This is a genomic window from Salinicola sp. CPA57, assembly GCF_003206035.1.
Lineage (GTDB): Bacteria > Pseudomonadota > Gammaproteobacteria > Pseudomonadales > Halomonadaceae > Salinicola > Salinicola socius.
The window spans coordinates 362705-380515 of record NZ_PZJR01000009.1 but is presented as its reverse complement, the minus strand read 5'-3'; the positions used below and the strand labels follow the sequence as shown (position 1 = coordinate 380515).

The 17811-nt window shown below is 63.4% G+C and carries 9 protein-coding genes and 4 tRNA genes; 7 read left to right on the top strand and 6 right to left on the bottom strand.

The genetic code is table 11. The annotated features are described in order from the left end of the window. The 6 genes from DOM36_RS11595 to DOM36_RS11570 form a co-directional block, all read right to left on the bottom strand. Positions 1–811, bottom strand: an 811-nt coding sequence (locus tag DOM36_RS11595) for a ParA family protein (RefSeq protein ID WP_110643179.1), incomplete at its 3' end; no start/stop codon positions are given. A gap of 80 nt (positions 812–891) precedes the next feature. Beyond that, positions 892–967, bottom strand: a tRNA-Asn gene (locus tag DOM36_RS11590). A gap of 34 nt (positions 968–1001) precedes the next feature. Beyond that, positions 1002–1077 (bottom strand) — tRNA-Asn (locus tag DOM36_RS11585). Between the two features lie 30 nt (positions 1078–1107). Further along, positions 1108–1183, bottom strand: a tRNA-Asn gene (locus DOM36_RS11580). Between the two features lie 287 nt (positions 1184–1470). Beyond that, positions 1471–1547 (bottom strand) — tRNA-Met (locus tag DOM36_RS11575). Between the two features lie 148 nt (positions 1548–1695). Continuing rightward, the gene (locus DOM36_RS11570) at positions 1696–2595 is read right to left on the bottom strand and encodes a choline ABC transporter substrate-binding protein (protein WP_110643178.1); all 900 of its coding nucleotides are present in this window, start codon (positions 2593–2595) and stop codon (positions 1696–1698) included. 402 nt (positions 2596–2997) lie between these two features. Between DOM36_RS11570 and betI the strand changes: the two genes are divergently transcribed. The 7 genes from betI to DOM36_RS11535 all read left to right on the top strand — a co-directional run bounded on the left by betI (position 2998) and on the right by DOM36_RS11535 (position 17766). Then, on the top strand, positions 2998–3618 hold the full coding sequence (betI, locus tag DOM36_RS11565; protein ID WP_198651267.1) for a transcriptional regulator BetI: 621 nt from the start codon (positions 2998–3000) through the stop codon (positions 3616–3618). Between the two features lie 360 nt (positions 3619–3978). Continuing rightward, entirely contained in the window at positions 3979–5448 is a 1470-nt protein-coding gene (gene betB, locus DOM36_RS11560; RefSeq protein ID WP_110643163.1) for a betaine-aldehyde dehydrogenase, read from the top strand. 109 nt (positions 5449–5557) lie between these two features. Continuing rightward, positions 5558–7258 carry a choline dehydrogenase gene (gene betA, locus DOM36_RS11555; protein ID WP_110643162.1) on the top strand — a complete coding sequence of 567 codons (1701 nt, stop codon included), beginning with the start codon at positions 5558–5560 and terminating at the stop codon, positions 7256–7258. 324 nt (positions 7259–7582) lie between these two features. Then, on the top strand, positions 7583–8818 hold the full coding sequence (locus tag DOM36_RS11550; RefSeq protein WP_110643161.1) for an efflux RND transporter periplasmic adaptor subunit: 1236 nt from the start codon (positions 7583–7585) through the stop codon (positions 8816–8818). After that, entirely contained in the window at positions 8815–11940 is a 3126-nt protein-coding gene (locus tag DOM36_RS11545; protein WP_110643160.1) for a multidrug efflux RND transporter permease subunit, read from the top strand. Before DOM36_RS11550 ends, DOM36_RS11545 begins: the two co-directional genes overlap by 4 nt. Next, on the top strand, positions 11937–15041 hold the full coding sequence (locus DOM36_RS11540; protein ID WP_110643159.1) for an efflux RND transporter permease subunit: 3105 nt from the start codon (positions 11937–11939) through the stop codon (positions 15039–15041). Before DOM36_RS11545 ends, DOM36_RS11540 begins: the two co-directional genes overlap by 4 nt. 256 nt (positions 15042–15297) lie before the next feature. After that, positions 15298–17766: an acyl-CoA dehydrogenase gene (locus tag DOM36_RS11535; RefSeq protein WP_110643158.1), complete on the top strand. Its 2469-nt coding sequence runs from the start codon at positions 15298–15300 to the stop codon at positions 17764–17766. Positions 17767–17811 lie beyond the last annotated feature (45 nt).

Genomic DNA, 17811 nt, shown 5'->3' with positions numbered 1-17811 from the left:
CCCGGGGCGATTCATAGAGATCGATGGCCACGACCTTGAGCTGGTCGGCACAGGCCGGTGCCTTGCGGCTGTATGGCTTGCGCGGCTCGACCCGGTGGACGGGCAAGCCCTGCAACGCTGCCGAACGATAGGCGGAGAGATTGACCAGCGGCGTCTCGAGCACACTAATGCCGTGATCTTCGACCTCGGCATACATGGTGCGAATACTATCGGCGATGTCGCGGGCATCGCGCAGTTGGTCGGTCATCTTGTTGAGCAGGATGGAGACCGGCGGCACCCCGAAACGGGTATAGCGTGCCAGTTCGCGCAGCTCGTTGAGCATGCCCTGAGTGCCGCGCACGAATTCCCGGGCGGTGAGCAATTCGGGAACGATGGGAGAGATCAGCCGATCGGCGGCCATGACGGCCATCTCGAGAATCACCGAGCGCGCACCCTGGGTATCGATCAGGATGGCGTCATAGCGATCGGCGAAGCGATCGAGGAGGTCAATCAGCCGGAAACGGCCATTTGGGGCGTTGAGCAACAGCTGCTGCAACTGGTTCCGATAATCGTTGGAGACAATGATGTCGAGATTGGGGATAGCGGTGTGCGAGATGATCTGGTCGAGGTCGACCAGTTCTGTCGCAAGCAGCTCGTACACCCCACCAGGGGCAGGCTGGGACAGCTCATAATAGGAAGAAAGGGTTGGCTGTGAATCCAGATCTATGAGAAGGACTCGAAGACCGGCATCTGCCAGGAGGCCGCCCAGGTTGGCTGTCGTAGTCGTCTTGCCGACGCCGCCCTTGGAGCAGACCGTTGCTGAAACACGCATAGCTGCACCTCATCCAATAGTGAATGGAATGAGTGCAGAGGTTGCGACTATCGAGCATGAAAATTTCGTTGGACTGTCACTGGCTCCCTGAGCAGGACTCGAACCTGCGACCCAGCGATTAACAGTCGCTTGCTCTACCAACTGAGCTATCAGGGATCGATGCAGCGATCTCTCGTCACGATGATAGCGATGGCTCCCCGAACAGGACTCGAACCTGTGACCCAATGATTAACAGTCATTTGCTCTACCAACTGAGCTATCGGGGATCGTCGTTCACCGCTGGCTGATGTGGATGTTGGCTCCCCGAACAGGACTCGAACCTGTGACCCAATGATTAACAGTCATTTGCTCTACCAACTGAGCTATCGGGGACCATCCTTCAGCACGCGCCGTAGTATACGCGCTGAGTCTTTTGCGTCAAGGCCGGCACGCAGGATTCTTCAAAACGGCGAAAACGAATTATCCAGCACAATCAATATGCTGCAGAGTTCGCCTCTATTGCCGGTTTGTCCGCCAGCCATACTGGACGAGGAACGCGGATACGTCCATCGATTGCGCGTGAACGAAAGCATCAGAGAGAGATACGCATGCGGCGAAGGCGCACGGAATCGAACCGAAAAGCGGGATCGGACGGAACAGCGTGTCGAGGAGAGAACCGTTGGTGGCTACGCCCTGATTCGAACAGGGGACCCCATCATTATGAGTGATGTGCTCTAACCAGCTGAGCTACGTAGCCAACGGTATTGCTAAATACGATCAACGTTGCCGAACGACAACGGGGGCGGACTATACCTGCGGGCTTGTCCCAGGACAAGCCCGCAGTGGCGATCGAGACGATTTTATCGAACCTTTTTCGATACCGTCTCGACGCCATCCAGACGGCGTCAGATATCCAGCGCCTGCTTGACTGCCGGCAAGCCCGGCTCGCCGTCGACGGTCTTCACGCCCTCGAGCCATCCGTCCAGGGTTTCGGGGTGAGCCTTGAGCCAGGCGCGGGCAGCGTCCTTCTCGTCTTCGCCATCGTCCATGATGCTACCCATCACTTCGTTCTCCATGTCCAGCGTGAAGCTCAGATTCTGGAGCAGCTGGCCGACATTGCCGCACTCGTCGACATAACCGGCACGCGTGTTGGTATAGACGGTAGCACCGCCGTAATCCGGCCCGAAGTAGTCATCCGCACCGGACAGGTAGCCGATATCGAAATTGGTATTCATCGGGTGCGGCGCCCAGCCCAGGAACACCATCCAGTCCTTGGTGCGGGTACGCGCTCTGACTTCGGCCAGCATGCCGGCCTCGCTGGAGTCGACGAGTTGCCAGTCCCCCAGGCCAAAGGCGTCGTCGTCGATCATCTGCTGGATGATCATGTTGCCGTCGTTGCCCGCTTCGATCCCGAACAGCTTGTGGCCGAACTGATCGGCGTGAGCGTCCAGATCGGCGACCGATTTCACCCCGGCGTCGATGACGTATTCGGGCACGGCCAGGGTGTACTTGGCACCTTCGAGATTGGCGCGCGGCCGATCGACCTGCCCTTTCTCGATGTAGGGGTCGCTGATCGACTTCATCGACGGCATCCAGTTGCCGAGGAACACGTCGAAATCGCCGCCTTTCATGCCCGCGTAAGCGACCGGCACGGAAACGGTGTCGGAAGTCGCTTCATAGCCGAGCCCCTCGAGCACGACGCTGGCCAGTGCGGTGGTCGCCTGGATGTCGGTCCAGCCCACTTCGGCAAAGCGAACGGTCTGGCAGCTCTCGGGTTCCTGACTCTGGGCCTGGGCTTGAGTCATCGGCGCTACGGCCAGCGCGGCCCCGGCGAGGGTCCACGCGATGGATGGGGTTTTCATGGTGCTTGAACTCCCTGATCTATTATAAGTTATCGTCAATAATCACTGGTTATCGAATGCCAGGATTTCCATTCGATAGCACAATACACTAGTTTTTATTGATTGACCGTTCAATAAAAAATTTCCATAATGGTCGCCTCAGCTGATGTTGAAAGCCAAGTTAATGATAGCTCGACGCACAACCGCTAGCTTGGCAGGGATCAACAAGCCAAGGCACTGGCACACCAGGGCAATGGCGGTTCGTGCGTCAGGTATGTCAGGACCGGCGCAGTCGATCATCCACGCTCGCCCGGAGCGGGTTGACCTCGGTCTCATCACTTCAGCCCCGATTCAGGAGGAAAGCCCGTGCCGAAACTGGGTATGCAGCCCATTCGTCGCCGACAGTTGATCCAGGCGACGCTGGAAGCGATCGACGACGTCGGCCTGGCCGATGCCACGATCGCGCGTATCGCCAAGCGAGCGGGCGTTTCCACCGGCATCATCAGCCACTATTTTGCCGGCAAGGATGGACTGCTGGAAGCGACCATGCGCCAGGTGTTGAGCGACCTGGGCACGGCGGTACTGGAGCGGCGCGCGGCGCTGGGCAACGCGCCGCCGGAGGCGCACCTGCATGCGATCATCGACGGCAACTTCGATCGCAGCCAGACCAGCCAATCGGTCATGAAGACCTGGCTGGCATTCTGGGCCAGCAGCATGCATCACCGCCCGCTTCAGCGGCTGCAGCGGGTCAACGATCGCCGGCTCTACTCCAATTTGAGCTGTCAGTTTCGACGCGTGCTGCCCAAGCAGGAGGCACGAAACGCCGCTCGCGGCCTGGCGGCGCTGATCGACGGCCTATGGCTGCGCGGCGCCCTGGCCCAGGAAGGGCTCAACGTGGATCGCGCCCGACAACTGGCCTACGACTATGTGCGGGTGCAGCTCGAGGCAGCCCAACATAACCGGGCGCGGGCCAACGACTACGCTTGAGAACGCAGAGCCGTTCGGACGACAAGCCGGGTCGTAACCTCTGGGCTGCCCGGAACGCCGAGGCTTTCGGAAACATCGAGGCTCTCGGAAACATCGACGCGCTCGGAAACACCGACGCTTCTCAAAAGCGTCTAGCCTGTTCAGGTATGCCTGGACGCTTCAGCGCGCAAAAGCCCGTGCACGGACCGTCGCGCATGCAGCGCCCGGTTACCGACAAATTATTCAAGACAGTTTGTCATTTGAAGACAGTTCGTCACTTGAAGACAGTCCGCTCACAGACATTTCATCGATAGATAGCGCCTGAAGCCACAACGCGCTTCGGCACCGCTGTTTCATTCGCCACTCGAAGGGAGAGTCACCATGGCACGACTCGAAACGCAGACACTTTACATCGACGGCCGCCACACGCCGGCCAGCGGCAGCGACACCTTCGATGCCGTCAATCCGGCCAATGGCGAGGTCATTGCCAGCGTCCAGCAGGCGACCGCCGCCGATGTCGACAAGGCGATCGAAAGCGCCCAGCGCGCTCAGCGGCAATGGGCGGCGATGACCGGCATGGAGCGCGCACGGATCATGCACAAGGCCGTTGCCCTGCTGCGGCAACGCAACGACGAGCTGGCCGAACTCGAAACGCTGAACACCGGCAAGCCGATCAGCGAGACGACCAGCGTCGACGTCGTGACCGGGGCGGATGCGCTGGAATACTTCGCCGGTCTGGCGCCGAGCATCGAAGGCACGCAGATTCCCCTGCGCGAGGACTCGTTCGTCTACACCCGTCGCGAACCGCTGGGTGTCATCGGCGCTATCGGCGCATGGAACTACCCGATCCAGATCGCCTGCTGGAAAGCCGCTCCAGCCCTGGCGGCGGGTAATGCGGTCGTATTCAAGCCGAGCGAGGTCACCCCGCTGACCGCGCTCAAACTGGCCGAGATCTTCACTGAAGCGGGCCTGCCGGATGGCGTGTTCAACGTGGTCCAGGGTGACGGTAGCGTCGGCGCCATGCTCACCGAGCATCCGGGGCTCGCCAAGATCACCTTCACCGGCGAAGTGGGTACCGGCAAGAAGGTCATGTCCGCCGCCGCCGGCTCGACGCTCAAGGACGTCACCATGGAGCTCGGCGGCAAATCGCCGCTGATCGTGTTCGACGATGCCGATCTCGACCGTGCTGCCGACGGCGCCATGATGGCCAACTTCTATTCCAGCGGCCAGGTCTGCACCAACGGCACACGGGTGTTCGTGCACCGCTCGGTCAAGGATGCCTTCGAGGCCAAGATCGTCGAGCGGGTCAACCGCATCAAGGCCGGCGATCCGCTGGATCCGGAAACCAATTTCGGGCCGCTGGTCAGCTTCGAGCACCTGGAAAAGGTCGCGAGCTATCTCGACATTGCCAAACAGGATGGCGCTCGTCTGCTGGTGGGCGGCGGGCGCCTGACCGACGGCGAATTCGCCAAGGGTGCCTGGGTCGCCCCGACCGTCTACACCGACTGCCAGGACGAGATGCGAATCGTGCGCGAGGAGATCTTCGGCCCGATCATGGCGATTCTCTCCTTCGACGACGAGGACGAAGTGATTCGCCGCGCCAACGACACAGAATACGGCCTGGCCGCGGGTCTGTTCACCGAAGGGCTCAATCGCGCCCATCGGGTCATTCACCAGATCGAAGCCGGCATCTGCTGGATCAACACCTGGGGTGACTCCCCCGCCGAAATGCCGGTGGGCGGCTACAAGCAGTCGGGCATCGGTCGCGAAAACGGCGTCGAGACGCTGGCGCACTACACCCAGACCAAATCCGTGCAGGTCGAGATGGGACCGTTCGCCTCGGTTTTCTGACCGGCAACGGGCAGCGCTCGATCGGACGGCGTCGTCTGATCGAGCGCGCACCATTCTCCGCCCCGTTCATCGCTCGTCGCCATCCTCTAACCCCACCAGGAGCGTGTGTATGCAACAGGCCCAGGAATTCGATTACATCATCATTGGCGCCGGTTCGGCGGGTAACGTCCTCGCCACGCGCCTGACCGAGGATCCGGCCATCAGCGTGCTGTTGCTGGAGGCCGGCGGCCCGGACTATCGCGCCGATTTCCGCACCCAGATGCCGGCCGCGCTGGCGTATCCCCTGCAAGGCAAGCGCTACAACTGGGCGTTCGAGACCGACCCCGAACCGCACATGGACAACCGCCGCATGGAGTGCGGCCGCGGCAAGGGCCTGGGCGGCTCTTCGCTGATCAACGGCATGTGCTACATCCGCGGCAATGCGCTGGATCTGGACAACTGGGCCAAGCGGCCCGGGCTGGAAGACTGGGGGTACAGCGACTGCCTGCCCTATTATCGCAAGGCGGAAACCCGCGATATCGGTCCCAACGATTATCACGGTGGCGACGGTCCGCTGAGCGTGGCGACGCCCAAGGCCGGCAACAATCCGCTCTATCAGGCCTTCATCGAGGCGGGCGTGCAGGCCGGATATCCGCGTACCGACGATCTCAACGGCTATCAGCAGGAGGGCTTCGGTCCGATGGACCGGTCGACGACGCCCCACGGACGGCGCTCTTCCACCGCACGCGGCTATCTGGATATCGCCAAGGGTCGCGAAAATCTGACCATCGTTACCCATGCCACCACCGACCGGATCCTGTTCGAGGACCAGCGCGCCGTGGGGGTCAACTACCTGCACGACCATCTCAACAACAGCCTGCCGCGCCAGGCACTGGCACGCCGCGAGGTTCTGCTCTGCGGCGGGGCGATCGCCTCGCCTCAGATCCTGCAGCGCTCGGGCGTCGGCAATCCGGAACTGCTGGAGAAGCTCGGCATTCCCGTCGTCCATCCGCTCAAGGGCGTCGGCGAGAATCTGCAGGATCATCTGGAGATGTATATCCAGTACGAGTGCAAGCAGCCGGTGTCGCTCTATCCGTCGCTCAAGTGGTACAACCAACCGAAGATCGGCGCGGAGTGGATGTTCCTGGGCAAGGGGATCGGCGCCAGCAACCAGTTCGAGGCCGGCGGATTCATCCGCAGCGACGACAGCGAAGAATGGCCCAACATCCAGTACCACTTCCTGCCGATCGCGATCAGCTACAACGGCAAGAGCGCGGTCCAGGCCCACGGTTTTCAGGCCCATGTCGGCTCGATGCGTTCCGAGAGTCGCGGTCGCGTTCAGCTTGTCGACAAGAACCCGCGCAGCGCGCCCAGCATCCTGTTCAACTACATGGCTACCGAGCGCGACTGGGAAGAGTTCCGCGCCGCGATCCGCCTGACCCGCGAGATCATCGACCAGCCGGCCATGGATGCCTATCGCGGCCGGGAAATCTCGCCGGGGCCGGACGTGAAGTCCGACGAGGAGCTCGATGCCTTCGTGCGCCAGCACGCCGAGACCGCCTACCATCCTTGCGGTACCTGCCGCATGGGCACCGGCGACGATGCGGTGGTCGATCATGAAGGTCGCGTTCACGGTATCGAGGGGCTGCGTGTCATCGACGCCTCGATCATGCCGCAGATCGTGACCGGCAATCTCAACGCCACCACCATCATGATCGCCGAAAAGCTCGCCGATCGCGTGCGCGGCCGCGAGCCGCTGCCGGCATCGGATGCGCCCTACTATGTCGCCAATGGTGCGCCAGCCCGAAAAACGCCCGCACGAGGCGTATGACTCAGGCCGAGCGATTCGACGCCCGTCGCGGGCCTGAAGTATGCTCACCCCGGTCGCGACCGCTGCCCGGCCCTCAGGGTCGGGCAGCTTCGTTTATGCCCCGACGTCAATTCCTGCCTGTCCGCGTTGCCAGCTCGGTTCATCCCGGCGGCAGCCACCAGCGCGAAATTCGCGCCGTCTCGCGCGAATTATTTACGCGCTAGTTGCGCATTCTTCGAACAGTGTTCCTTTACACTGAGTTCGCCTTTACCCTAGTTCGATCACTCATCGTTCGACTTATGTAGCACGCTCGTTACTCAGCTAGCACAAGGATCGTTGTCCGCCATGCCGTCTTCTTCTTCGTCGTCTCGCTCCCGCCGACAGTTGCGCTGGCTGTGGTTTCTGTTGGTTGTCGTCATCGTGGCCGGTGGCGCCTACTACTGGTTCGGTGGAGACAGCGGCGCCGACACGCCGGCCGCGGAAGACGGTCAGCGTGGTGCGCCGGCAACGGCGATTTCCGCGGTGGCGGCCAGCCAGGGCGATCTTCCCATCGAGCTGACCGCGCTGGGCACGGTGCGTCCGCTCTCCAGCGTCGCGGTGCGGCCACGAGTCGAGGGTGAGCTGCTGTCGGTGAATTTCGAGGAGGGAGACACGGTCCAGAAAGGCCAGCAGATCGCGCAGATCGATCCGCGGGATTACCAGGCACAGCTGGATCAGGCGAAGGGCCAGCTGGCTCAGGATCGGGCCCAACTGGCCTCGGCGAAAGAAGATCTGGCGCGCTACGAGAAGCTGATCAAGACCAACTACGTCTCGCGTCAGGAACTGGAACAGCAGCGCCAGCTGGTGCGCCAGTATCAGGGCACCGTCGCCAGCGATCAGGCCAGTGTTCAGAGCGCTCAGGTGCAGCTCGACTACACCGACATCGTCGCCCCGATCACCGGCGTGGTGGGTATCCGCAACGTCGATCCGGGCAATATCGTCCAGCTCGGCGACGATGATCCGATCGTCACCATCACCCAGCTCGACCCGATCTCGGTGATCTTCTCGTTGCCCAGCCGCTATGTCGATACCGTGCGCAGCGGCCTGACCGATGGCGATCATCCAACGGTCAGCGTGACCGGGACCGATGGCGAGACCTATTCGGGTCAACTGAGCAGCATCGACAGCAACATCAACAGCGCCACGGGCACGATTCGCCTGCGCGCCACCTTCGACAACCCGGTCGGCGGTCTCTACCCCAACGCCTATGTCGATGTCAGCCTGGTCTCGCAGATCCTGCGCGACCAGGTCATCGTACCCGAGCCGGCGGTACAGACCGGGCAGGACGGCAACTACGTCTACGTGGTCAAGGACGACGGCACCGTCACTCGTCGCGAGGTGACGCTGGTGGCGACCCAGAACTCGCAGAGCGCCCTCTCCTCCGGCGTCGAGGCCGGGGAGCGCGTGGTCGTCGACGGTGTCGACAGCCTGCGCGAAGGCGCCAAGGTACGCGTGGTCAGCGATGCGCTGCCGGGAGAGTCGAGTGACGAGGTGGCGGATCCCGCTGCCGCTACCGACGACGGTGACGGCAGCGCATCATGAATCCGTCCCGCCTGTTCATCCTGCGGCCGGTCGCCACGTCACTGGTGATGCTGGCGATCCTGATCGCCGGCGCCATGGCCTATCGGCTGTTGACCATATCGTCGCTGCCGGAAGTGGATTTCCCCACGATTCAGGTCACCACGCTCTATCCCGGAGCCGGTCCCGACGTGATGCTCTCTCACGTCACCTCCCCGCTGGAGGACGAGCTGGGCGAGATCTCGGGGCTGGAGGACATGAGTTCGACCAGCACCGGCGGCGCTTCGCTGATCATGCTGCGCTTCTCGCTGGATTCCGACCTGGGCGTCGCCGAGCAGGAGGTCCAGGCGGCACTGAGCCAGGCCGAGACGCTGCTGCCCGACGACCTGCCCCGCCCGCCCAGCTACAGCAAGGTCAACCCGGCGGATACGCCGATCATGACCCTGGCGGTCAGCTCGAACACCTTGCCGCTGACGAAGGTCTACGACCTGGTCGACACGCGCATGGCGCAGAAGATCGCCCAGATCAGCGGCGTGGGACAGGTCAAGCTGGCCGGCGGCCACCAGCCGGCCGTGCGCATCAGCGTCGATTCACGCCAGCTTGCCGCCTACGGGCTCGATCTCGCCGCGGTGCGAAGCGCCGTCGATGCCGCCAACGTCAATCAGGCCAAGGGAACGCTGTACGGCCCCTACCGCGCCTACAGTATCGACGCCAACGATCAATTGCTGTCGGCGAGCGGCTACCGGGATCTGATTCTCAAGAGCGACAGCGGCTCGGTGCTGCGGCTGTCGGACGTGGCCACTGTCGAAGACGGTGCCGAGAACGCCTACCTTTCGGCCTGGGCCAACCGTAAAGGCGCCATCCTCATCGACGTGCTGCGCCAGCCCGGCGCCAACGTCGTCGGTGTCGCCGACGCCATCAAGCAGAACCTGCCGGGACTGGAGAACACCCTGCCGGCCAATGTCGATGTCGACATACTCACCGACCGCACCACCACCATTCGCGCCGCGGTGGAGGACGTGCAGTTCGAATTGATCCTCGCCATCGGCCTGGTCGTGATGGTGACGTTTCTGTTCCTGCGCAATATTCCGGCCACGCTGATTCCCAGCCTGGCGGTGCCGCTGTCACTGGTGGGCACCTTCGGAGCGATGTATCTGGCGGGGTTCAGCCTCAACAACCTGACCCTGATGGCGTTGACCATCGCCACCGGCTTCGTCATCGACGATGCCATCGTGGTGCTGGAGAACATCACCCGCTACATCGAGAAGGGCGAAAAGCCGCTGGCCGCGGCACTCAAGGGTTCCCGCCAGATCGCTTTCACCATTCTCTCGCTGACGATCTCGCTGCTGGCGGTGCTGATACCGCTGGTATTCATGAGCGGCGTGGTCGGCGTGCTGTTCCGCGAATTCGCGCTGACGCTGGCGATCTCGATCCTGATCTCCGCCTTCGTCTCGCTGACGCTGACGCCGATGCTGTGCGCGCGCTGGCTCAAGCAACGCCCACAGGCCGCCGGCGCGACGGAAGGCGACGCCGAAGCGGATGACGAAGCCATGGTTCGCAACCGCCAGGGCCTGTTCGGCCGGCTGACCCGCGGCTACGAGCATGCACTGGACTGGATTCTGGGTCACCAGACGCTGACGCTGCTGGTCGCGGTCGCCACCCTGGGCGTCACCGCCGTGCTGTTCCTCGCCACGCCCAAGGGGCTATTCCCGGTGCAGGACACCGGCGTCATCCGCGGCATCACCACCGCGACCCAGTCGACCTCGTTCGAGGCGATGTCGGCACGCCAGCAACAGCTGGTCGACCGGCTGCTCGAGGATCCGGCGGTCGAAAGTCTTTCGTCCAGCGTCGGCATCGATGGTACCAACACCACGCTCAACGGCGGACGACTCTCGATCAACCTCAAGCCGCTCGACGCGCGCGGCGACATGAACAGCGTGCTGACTCGGCTGCGCCGCGAAAGCCATGACATTCCCGGCCTGTCGCTCGCGCTGCAGCCGGTACAGGACCTGACGCTGGAAGACACCATCAGCCGCTATCCCTATCAGTTCGCACTGACCCAGGGCGACCGCGAGGGCTTGAACCGCGATGCCCAAAAACTGCTGGAGACGCTCGAACGGTCTCCGGCCATCGCCAACGTCAGCAGCGATATCCAGAACGAGGGACGCAAACTCGAGGTCACCATCGACCGCGCCCGCGCCGGGCGGCTCGGCATCAGCGTCGCCGACATCGACGATGCGCTCTACGATGCCTTCGGCCAGCGCCTGATCTCGACCATTTTCACCCAGGCCAGCCAGTACCGTGTGGTGCTCGCGGCCAACGCCACCGACAGCGAAGGCCCGGAAGCGTTATCGCGCCTCTACGTCAGCAACGACGACGATGAGCTGGTGCCGCTGTCGACGCTGGTGACCCTGGCCGAGCGCACCACCCCGCTCTCGCTGCAGCGCCAGAACCAGTTCCCCTCTGCGCTGATGTCGTTCGCCGTCGCCGACGGCTATTCGCTGTCGGATGCGTTCGATGCCGTCGACCGGGCGGCGGCCGAAACATTGAGCGATCAGACCACGCTGGATTACCGCGGCTCGGCGCTGGCCTATAACCAGTCGACCACCGATACGCTGTGGCTGATTCTCGCCGCCATCGTCACCATGTATATCGTGCTGGGCGTGCTCTACGAGAGCTACATCCATCCGTTGACGATCCTGTCGACGCTGCCGTCCGCCGCCATCGGCGCCCTGCTGGCACTGCAGATCAGCGGCTATTCGCTCGGGCTGGTGGCGATCATCGGCATCATTCTGCTGATCGGCATCGTCAAGAAGAACGCGATCATGATGATCGACTTCGCGCTGGAGGCGCAGCGCGAGCGCGGCATGTCGGCGGAAAAGGCGATCCATACCGCCGCGCTGCTGCGTTTCCGGCCGATCATGATGACCACCTGCGCAGCGCTGCTGGGTGCGCTGCCGCTGATGTTCGCCAGCGGCTATGGCGCCGAGCTTCGCCAGCCACTGGGCGTGACCATGGTCGGCGGATTGCTGTTCAGCCAGCTGCTGACGCTGTTCACCACCCCGGTGATCTACCTGTTCTTCGACCGCCAGGCTTCGCGCTGGCGGCGCAGTGATAGCGAAAGCGGTGCCGAGGTCACGTCGTGAGTCTGTCGTCACCCTTCGTTCGCCGACCCGTCGCGACGATTCTGCTAGCGCTGGCCATCGTGCTGCTGGGGTCGCTCGCCTACGATCGGCTGCCGGTGGCGCCGCTGCCCAACGTGTCGTTCCCGACCATCCTGGTGTCGGCCAGCCTGAGCGGCGCCAACCCGGAAACCATGGCCTCGACGGTGGCGACGCCGCTGGAGCGGTCGTTGGGCCGGATCCCCGGTATCACCGAGATGACCTCGTCGAGCTCGGACGGCTCCACCAGCGTGATCATCCAGTTCGATCTCGACAAGGACATCAACGTGGCGGCGCAAGAGGTTCAGGCCGCGCTCAACGATGCCCAGCCGCTGCTGCCCAGCGCCATGACCAGCCGGCCTCACTATCGCAAGCTCAACCCGGCCTCGGCACCGGTGATGATTCTCTCGCTGACCTCCGACACCATTCCCACCAGCGAACTCTATCGCCTCGCCGACAGCAAGATCGCCCCGCCCATCGCCCAGGTGCCGGGCGTGGGCGACGTCAATGTCGGCGGCAGTTCTTCACCGGCGGTGCGCGTGTCGATCGATCCGCGCCAGCTCAACCACGCCGGCATCGCCCTCGATGCGGTTGCCGGTGCCCTGCGGGCGGCGACGAATCAGTCACCCACCGGATTCGTGCAGACGGTCGAGCATCGCTGGGAGGTCCAGACCGATTCCCAACTGTTGAAGGCCAGCGACTACAGCCAGATCGTGATCGCCCGCGGCGATGACGGCTCGTTGATGCGCCTGGGCGACGTAGCCACCATCACCGACGGGGTCGAGGATCGCTACAACGTCGGCTTCCAGAACGACCTCCCCGCCGTTCTGCTGGTCATCAGCAGCGCCAGCGGCGCCAATATCATCGATACCATCGCCGGCGTCAGAGCGCGTCTCGACGAAGTCCGGAGTCTGCTGCCCCAGAACATCAATCTCAGCGTGCAGCTCGATCGCGCGCCGGGCATTCAGGCCTCGCTGCATGAAACCCAGTTGACGCTGCTGCTGGCGGTGGTGCTGGTGGTGCTGGTGGTGTTCGTGTTCCTGCGCAACGCCCGCGCCACCATCATCCCCAGTGTCGTCATCCCGGTATCGCTGATCGGCACCTTCGCGATGATGTGGGCGTTCGGCTTCTCGCTCGACACTCTGTCGCTGATGGCGCTGATCGTCTCCATCGGCTTTCTGGTCGACGATGCCATCGTCGTGGTCGAGAACATCGCGCGACACATCGAAAAAGGAGTGAAGCCGTTTCAGGCCGCGCTGCTCGGCGCCAGGGAGGTCGGCTTCACGGTCACCGCGATGAGCGTGTCGCTGGTGGCGGTGTTCATTCCACTATTGTTGCTCGGCGGTTTCATCGGCCGCCTGTTCCACGAGTTCGCGGTGACGCTGTCGCTGGCCATCGGCGTGTCGCTGCTGGTCTCGCTGACGCTGACGCCGATGCTGTGCGCACGCTGGCTCAAGCCGCAGCCCGAGCGCCAGCGACAGCCGGCCTGGGAGCGCGGCCTGGTCGCCCTCGGCGGCTGGTTCCTGCGCGGCTACGCCAGGACGCTGGACATCGCGCTGAAGCACCGTCGCCTGACCCTGCTGTCACTGCTGGCGGTCATCGTGCTCAACGGCTATCTGTACACCGCCGTGGACAAGGGCTTCATCCCGGATCAGGACACCGGACGCCTGCTCGGCACCATGCGCGGCGACCAGGCGCTATCGTTCGACGCCGTCTCGGAAAAGCTGGGCCAGGTTCGCGAGCGTCTGCAGGCCGACCCGGCCGTCGAGAGCGTGCTGGGGTTCATGGGCAGCGGCGGCCCGGGTCGGGGCGGCTCCTCGGCAACGCTGTTCATCACCCTGAAGGCCGAACGCCAGGGTTCGACGCAGGCGATCGGCAATCGCCTGATGGCCAGCCTGCAGGGTCTGACCGGCGTCAGCACTTTCATGTTTCCGCTGCAGGATATCCGCGTGGGCGGGCGCTCCAGCAGCGCTTCCCAGTACGAGATCACGCTCAAGAGCGACAGTCTCGATCTGCTCGGCGACTGGGCCAGAAAGGTCCAGCAGGCGATGCAACAGGTCGATGGCATCACCGGAATCGACAGTGACAACCGAGGCGATGGCCTGGCCGCCAAGCTGGTCGTGGATCGGGATACCGCCTCGCGTCTCGGCGTCGACATGAGCGCCATCGATACCGCACTCGGCAACGCCTTTGCCCAGAGCAAGGTGGTGAGCCTCTACAACGCCGATGAACAGCGCTACGTGGTGATGGAGGTGGACGCGCCCTATCGCCAGGCGCCCGAGGCGATCGGCAATCTCCATGTCAGCGGCAGCGACGGCGACATGATCCCGATCTCGGCATTCAGCCACGTCGAGCGCAGCACCACGCCGGTCAGCGTTAACCACCAGGGCCAGTTCGCGGCTTCGACGATCTCGTTCAACCTCGAGGATGGCGTATCACTCGGCGAGGCCACCGCGCGTATCCGCCAGGCCGTCGACGAACTGCACCTGCCGAGCGACGTGCAGATCGATTTCGAGGGCAGTGCCGGCGCGGCCCAAAGCGGTATCGAGGCGATGCCGTGGCTGATTCTGGCCGCGCTGGTCACGGTCTACCTGGTGCTGGGGATTCTCTACGAGAGTTACATTCATCCGCTGACGATTCTGTCGACGCTGCCCTCCGCCGGGGTCGGCGCCCTGTTGGCGCTGATGGCGCTGGACACGCCGTTCACCCTAATCGCGCTGATCGGCATCATCCTGCTGATCGGCGTGGTCAAGAAGAACGCGATCATGCTGGTCGACTTCGCCGTGGTCTGTGAGCGCGACCAGGGCATGACGCCGCAGGATGCGATCCGTCACGCCGCGCTGGTGCGCTTCCGGCCGATCATGATGACCACCTTGGCAGCGCTGCTCGGCGCCGTGCCACTGCTGATCGGCACCGACGAGAATGCCGGTCTGCGAGCGCCGCTGGGTATCACCATCATCGGTGGCCTGATCATCAGTCAGATATTGACCCTCTACACCACCCCGGTGGTCTATCTCTACCTGGATCGTCTGCACCGCCGGTTGCGGCCGAGACGACTATACGTGACCGACGCCAGCGCTACGTAGGCTGCACCGCCACTTGGGCTCCCCGCCACTTTGATTGCCCCGCCACTTTGATTGCCCCGCCACGAGCCAGCGCTCTTGGCGGGCGATCGCCTGTCCGCAATGTCGAGCCGATTGCTGGAGCGTATCTCTCGAAGCCCTTTCGCAGCTATCCCAAAGGATAAGCTCGAGAGCTCTAGTCAGCCGCCGCGGGATCGGCTAGTCTGAAATCAAATTCAAACGCTCGTCTGAATTTCTCGTTTTCCTTCCGGAGCTCGTCATGATCACACTGCTGCTCATCGTCCTGGCCATCACCGGCTGTCTGGTCGTCATGCGTCGCGAAGCCGGCGCGCCTGCGGCAATCGCTGTCCTGGCCGTACTGGGTATTGTCGGCCTGGCACTGGACGCCGGCGTCATCGGTACGCTGCTGCTGATCGCGGCAATCGGCGTGGCCGTCTGTGGCCTCAAGCCGATACGTCGCACCTGGCTGTCGCCGCGCCTGTTCGCCCTGTTCAAGAAAATCGCCCCGCGCGTGTCCGAAACCGAACGCGTGGCGCTGGATGCCGGCACCGTGGCCTGGGACGGCGAACTGTTCAGCGGGCGCCCCAACTGGCAGACCCTGCTCGACTTCGACAATGCCGGTCTGAGCGAGGAGGAGCAGGCGTTCGTCGATCACCAGTGCTCCGTCGCCGCCGGCATGTGCAACGCGTGGGAGATCGCTCGCGAGCGCGCCGACATGCCCGAGGCGCTGTGGGAATACCTGAAGAAGGAGCGCTTCTTCGGGATGATCATTCCCAAGCACTATGGCGGTCTGGGATTTTCCGCCAAGGCGCAGTCCGCGGTGCTGCAGAAGCTCTCCTTCAACGAAACCCTGATGAGCACCGTCGGCGTACCCAACTCGCTCGGCCCGGGCGAACTGCTGCTGAAATACGGCTCCGAAGCGCAGAAGGATCACTACCTGCCTCGCCTGGCCGACGGTCGCGAGATTCCGTGCTTCGCCCTGACCGGCCCGCGCGCCGGCAGCGACGCCACTTCGATTCCGGACGTCGGCATCGTCTGTCGCGGGATGCATGACGGCGAAGAGGTTCTCGGCCTCAAGCTGACGTTCGAGAAGCGCTGGATCACTCTGGCGCCGATCGCCACGGTGGTGGGACTGGCATTCCGCATGTTCGACCCGGACAACCTGCTGGAGCGTGGCGAAAGCGATATCGGCATCACCTGTGCGCTGATTCCCCGCGATACCAAAGGTTTGCAGATCGGACGCCGTCACCATCCGATCGGTAGCCCCTTCATGAATGGCCCGATTCGCGGCAAGGACGTGTTCATCCCGCTAGACTACCTGATCGGCGGGCTCGACATGGCTGGCCAGGGCTGGCGCATGCTGGTCGAATGTCTGTCGGTCGGGCGTTGCATCACGCTGCCTTCTGGCGCTGCGGGCATCGGCCGGTACGCGGTGGGCTGGAGTGGCGGATTCACCCGAATTCGGCGCCAGTTCAATATCGCCGTGGCGGATATGGAAGGCGTGCAGGAACCGCTGGCACGCATCGCCGCCAAGTCATACATATCCCAGGCGGCGGTAATGCAGACCGCCAATACCATCGATCATGGCGTCAAGCCGGCGGTGCCCTCGGCGATCCTCAAGAGCCAGCTGACCGAGTTCCAGCGCGATATCCTGGCCGACGCCATGGATGTCCACGGTGGCCGCACTGTCACCCTCGGGCCGCGCAACTATCTCGGTATCGGCTACAGCGCAAACCCGGTGTCGATCACCGTCGAAGGCGCCAACATCATGACCCGCAACCTGATGATCTTCGGTCAGGGCGCGATCCGCTGTCACCCTTACGTTCTCAAGGAGCTGGCGGCCAAGGATGCCGATGATTTCGACGCTTTCGATCGGCTGTTCTTCCGCCATATCGGGCTGATCTTCGGCAATGGTGCCCGCGCCTTCACACAGGCGCTCGGGCTGGGCAGGCAAAGCGTGCCGTTCGACGCCATCGCCGCGCCCTACGCGCAGGACGCCGCACGGCTCTCGTCCGCCTTCAGCCTTTGCGCCGATGCCGCCATGGCCAGCCTGGGCTCCAAACTCAAGCAGCGCGAGATGATCTCGGCGCGTCTCGGCGACGTGCTGTCGAATCTCTACCTGCTGTCGATGGTGCTCAAGCAGTGGCACGAGACGGATCGGGTCGACAACGAAGCCGCCCTGTTCCACTACAGCTGCCGGCTGCTGTTGAATCGCGCCGAACAGGCCATGACCGATCTGTTCGACAACCTGCCCAACCGGGTTCTGGGCAACACGTTGTCGTTCGTGACCCAGCCGCTGGGGCGCCGCTGGCACAAGCCGCAGGACACGCTGACCCGCGAAATCGCCAAGGCGATCTCGACCGACAGCGCGCTGCGTCACAAGCTGACCCGCAACACCTGGGATACCTGGGAAGAGGGCCAGAAAGAGAATGCGCTGGCGCGATACAACGCCCTGCTGGCCAACGCCGAGCGCGCCGAGGCGATCTATCGCACGCTCAACAAGGCGCGAAGCCAGAAAACGCTGCCGGAAACCGCGCTGCATCCCGAGCAGTGGATCGATGCCGGGCTGACGGCCGGTGTGATCAGCGCAGAGGATGCGGCCTTCATGCAGGCGCATGAAGCCGAGGTGCTGGACATGCTGACGGTCGATGACTTCGCCTTCGATGCGTTCGTCACCCGCCGTGAAGTGACGGAATCCGCCACCACCGAGGATGAGACCACCGCCTGACGCAGCCTGAAGGATGGCTCACGCTCCACACCGAAGCCCCCCTCT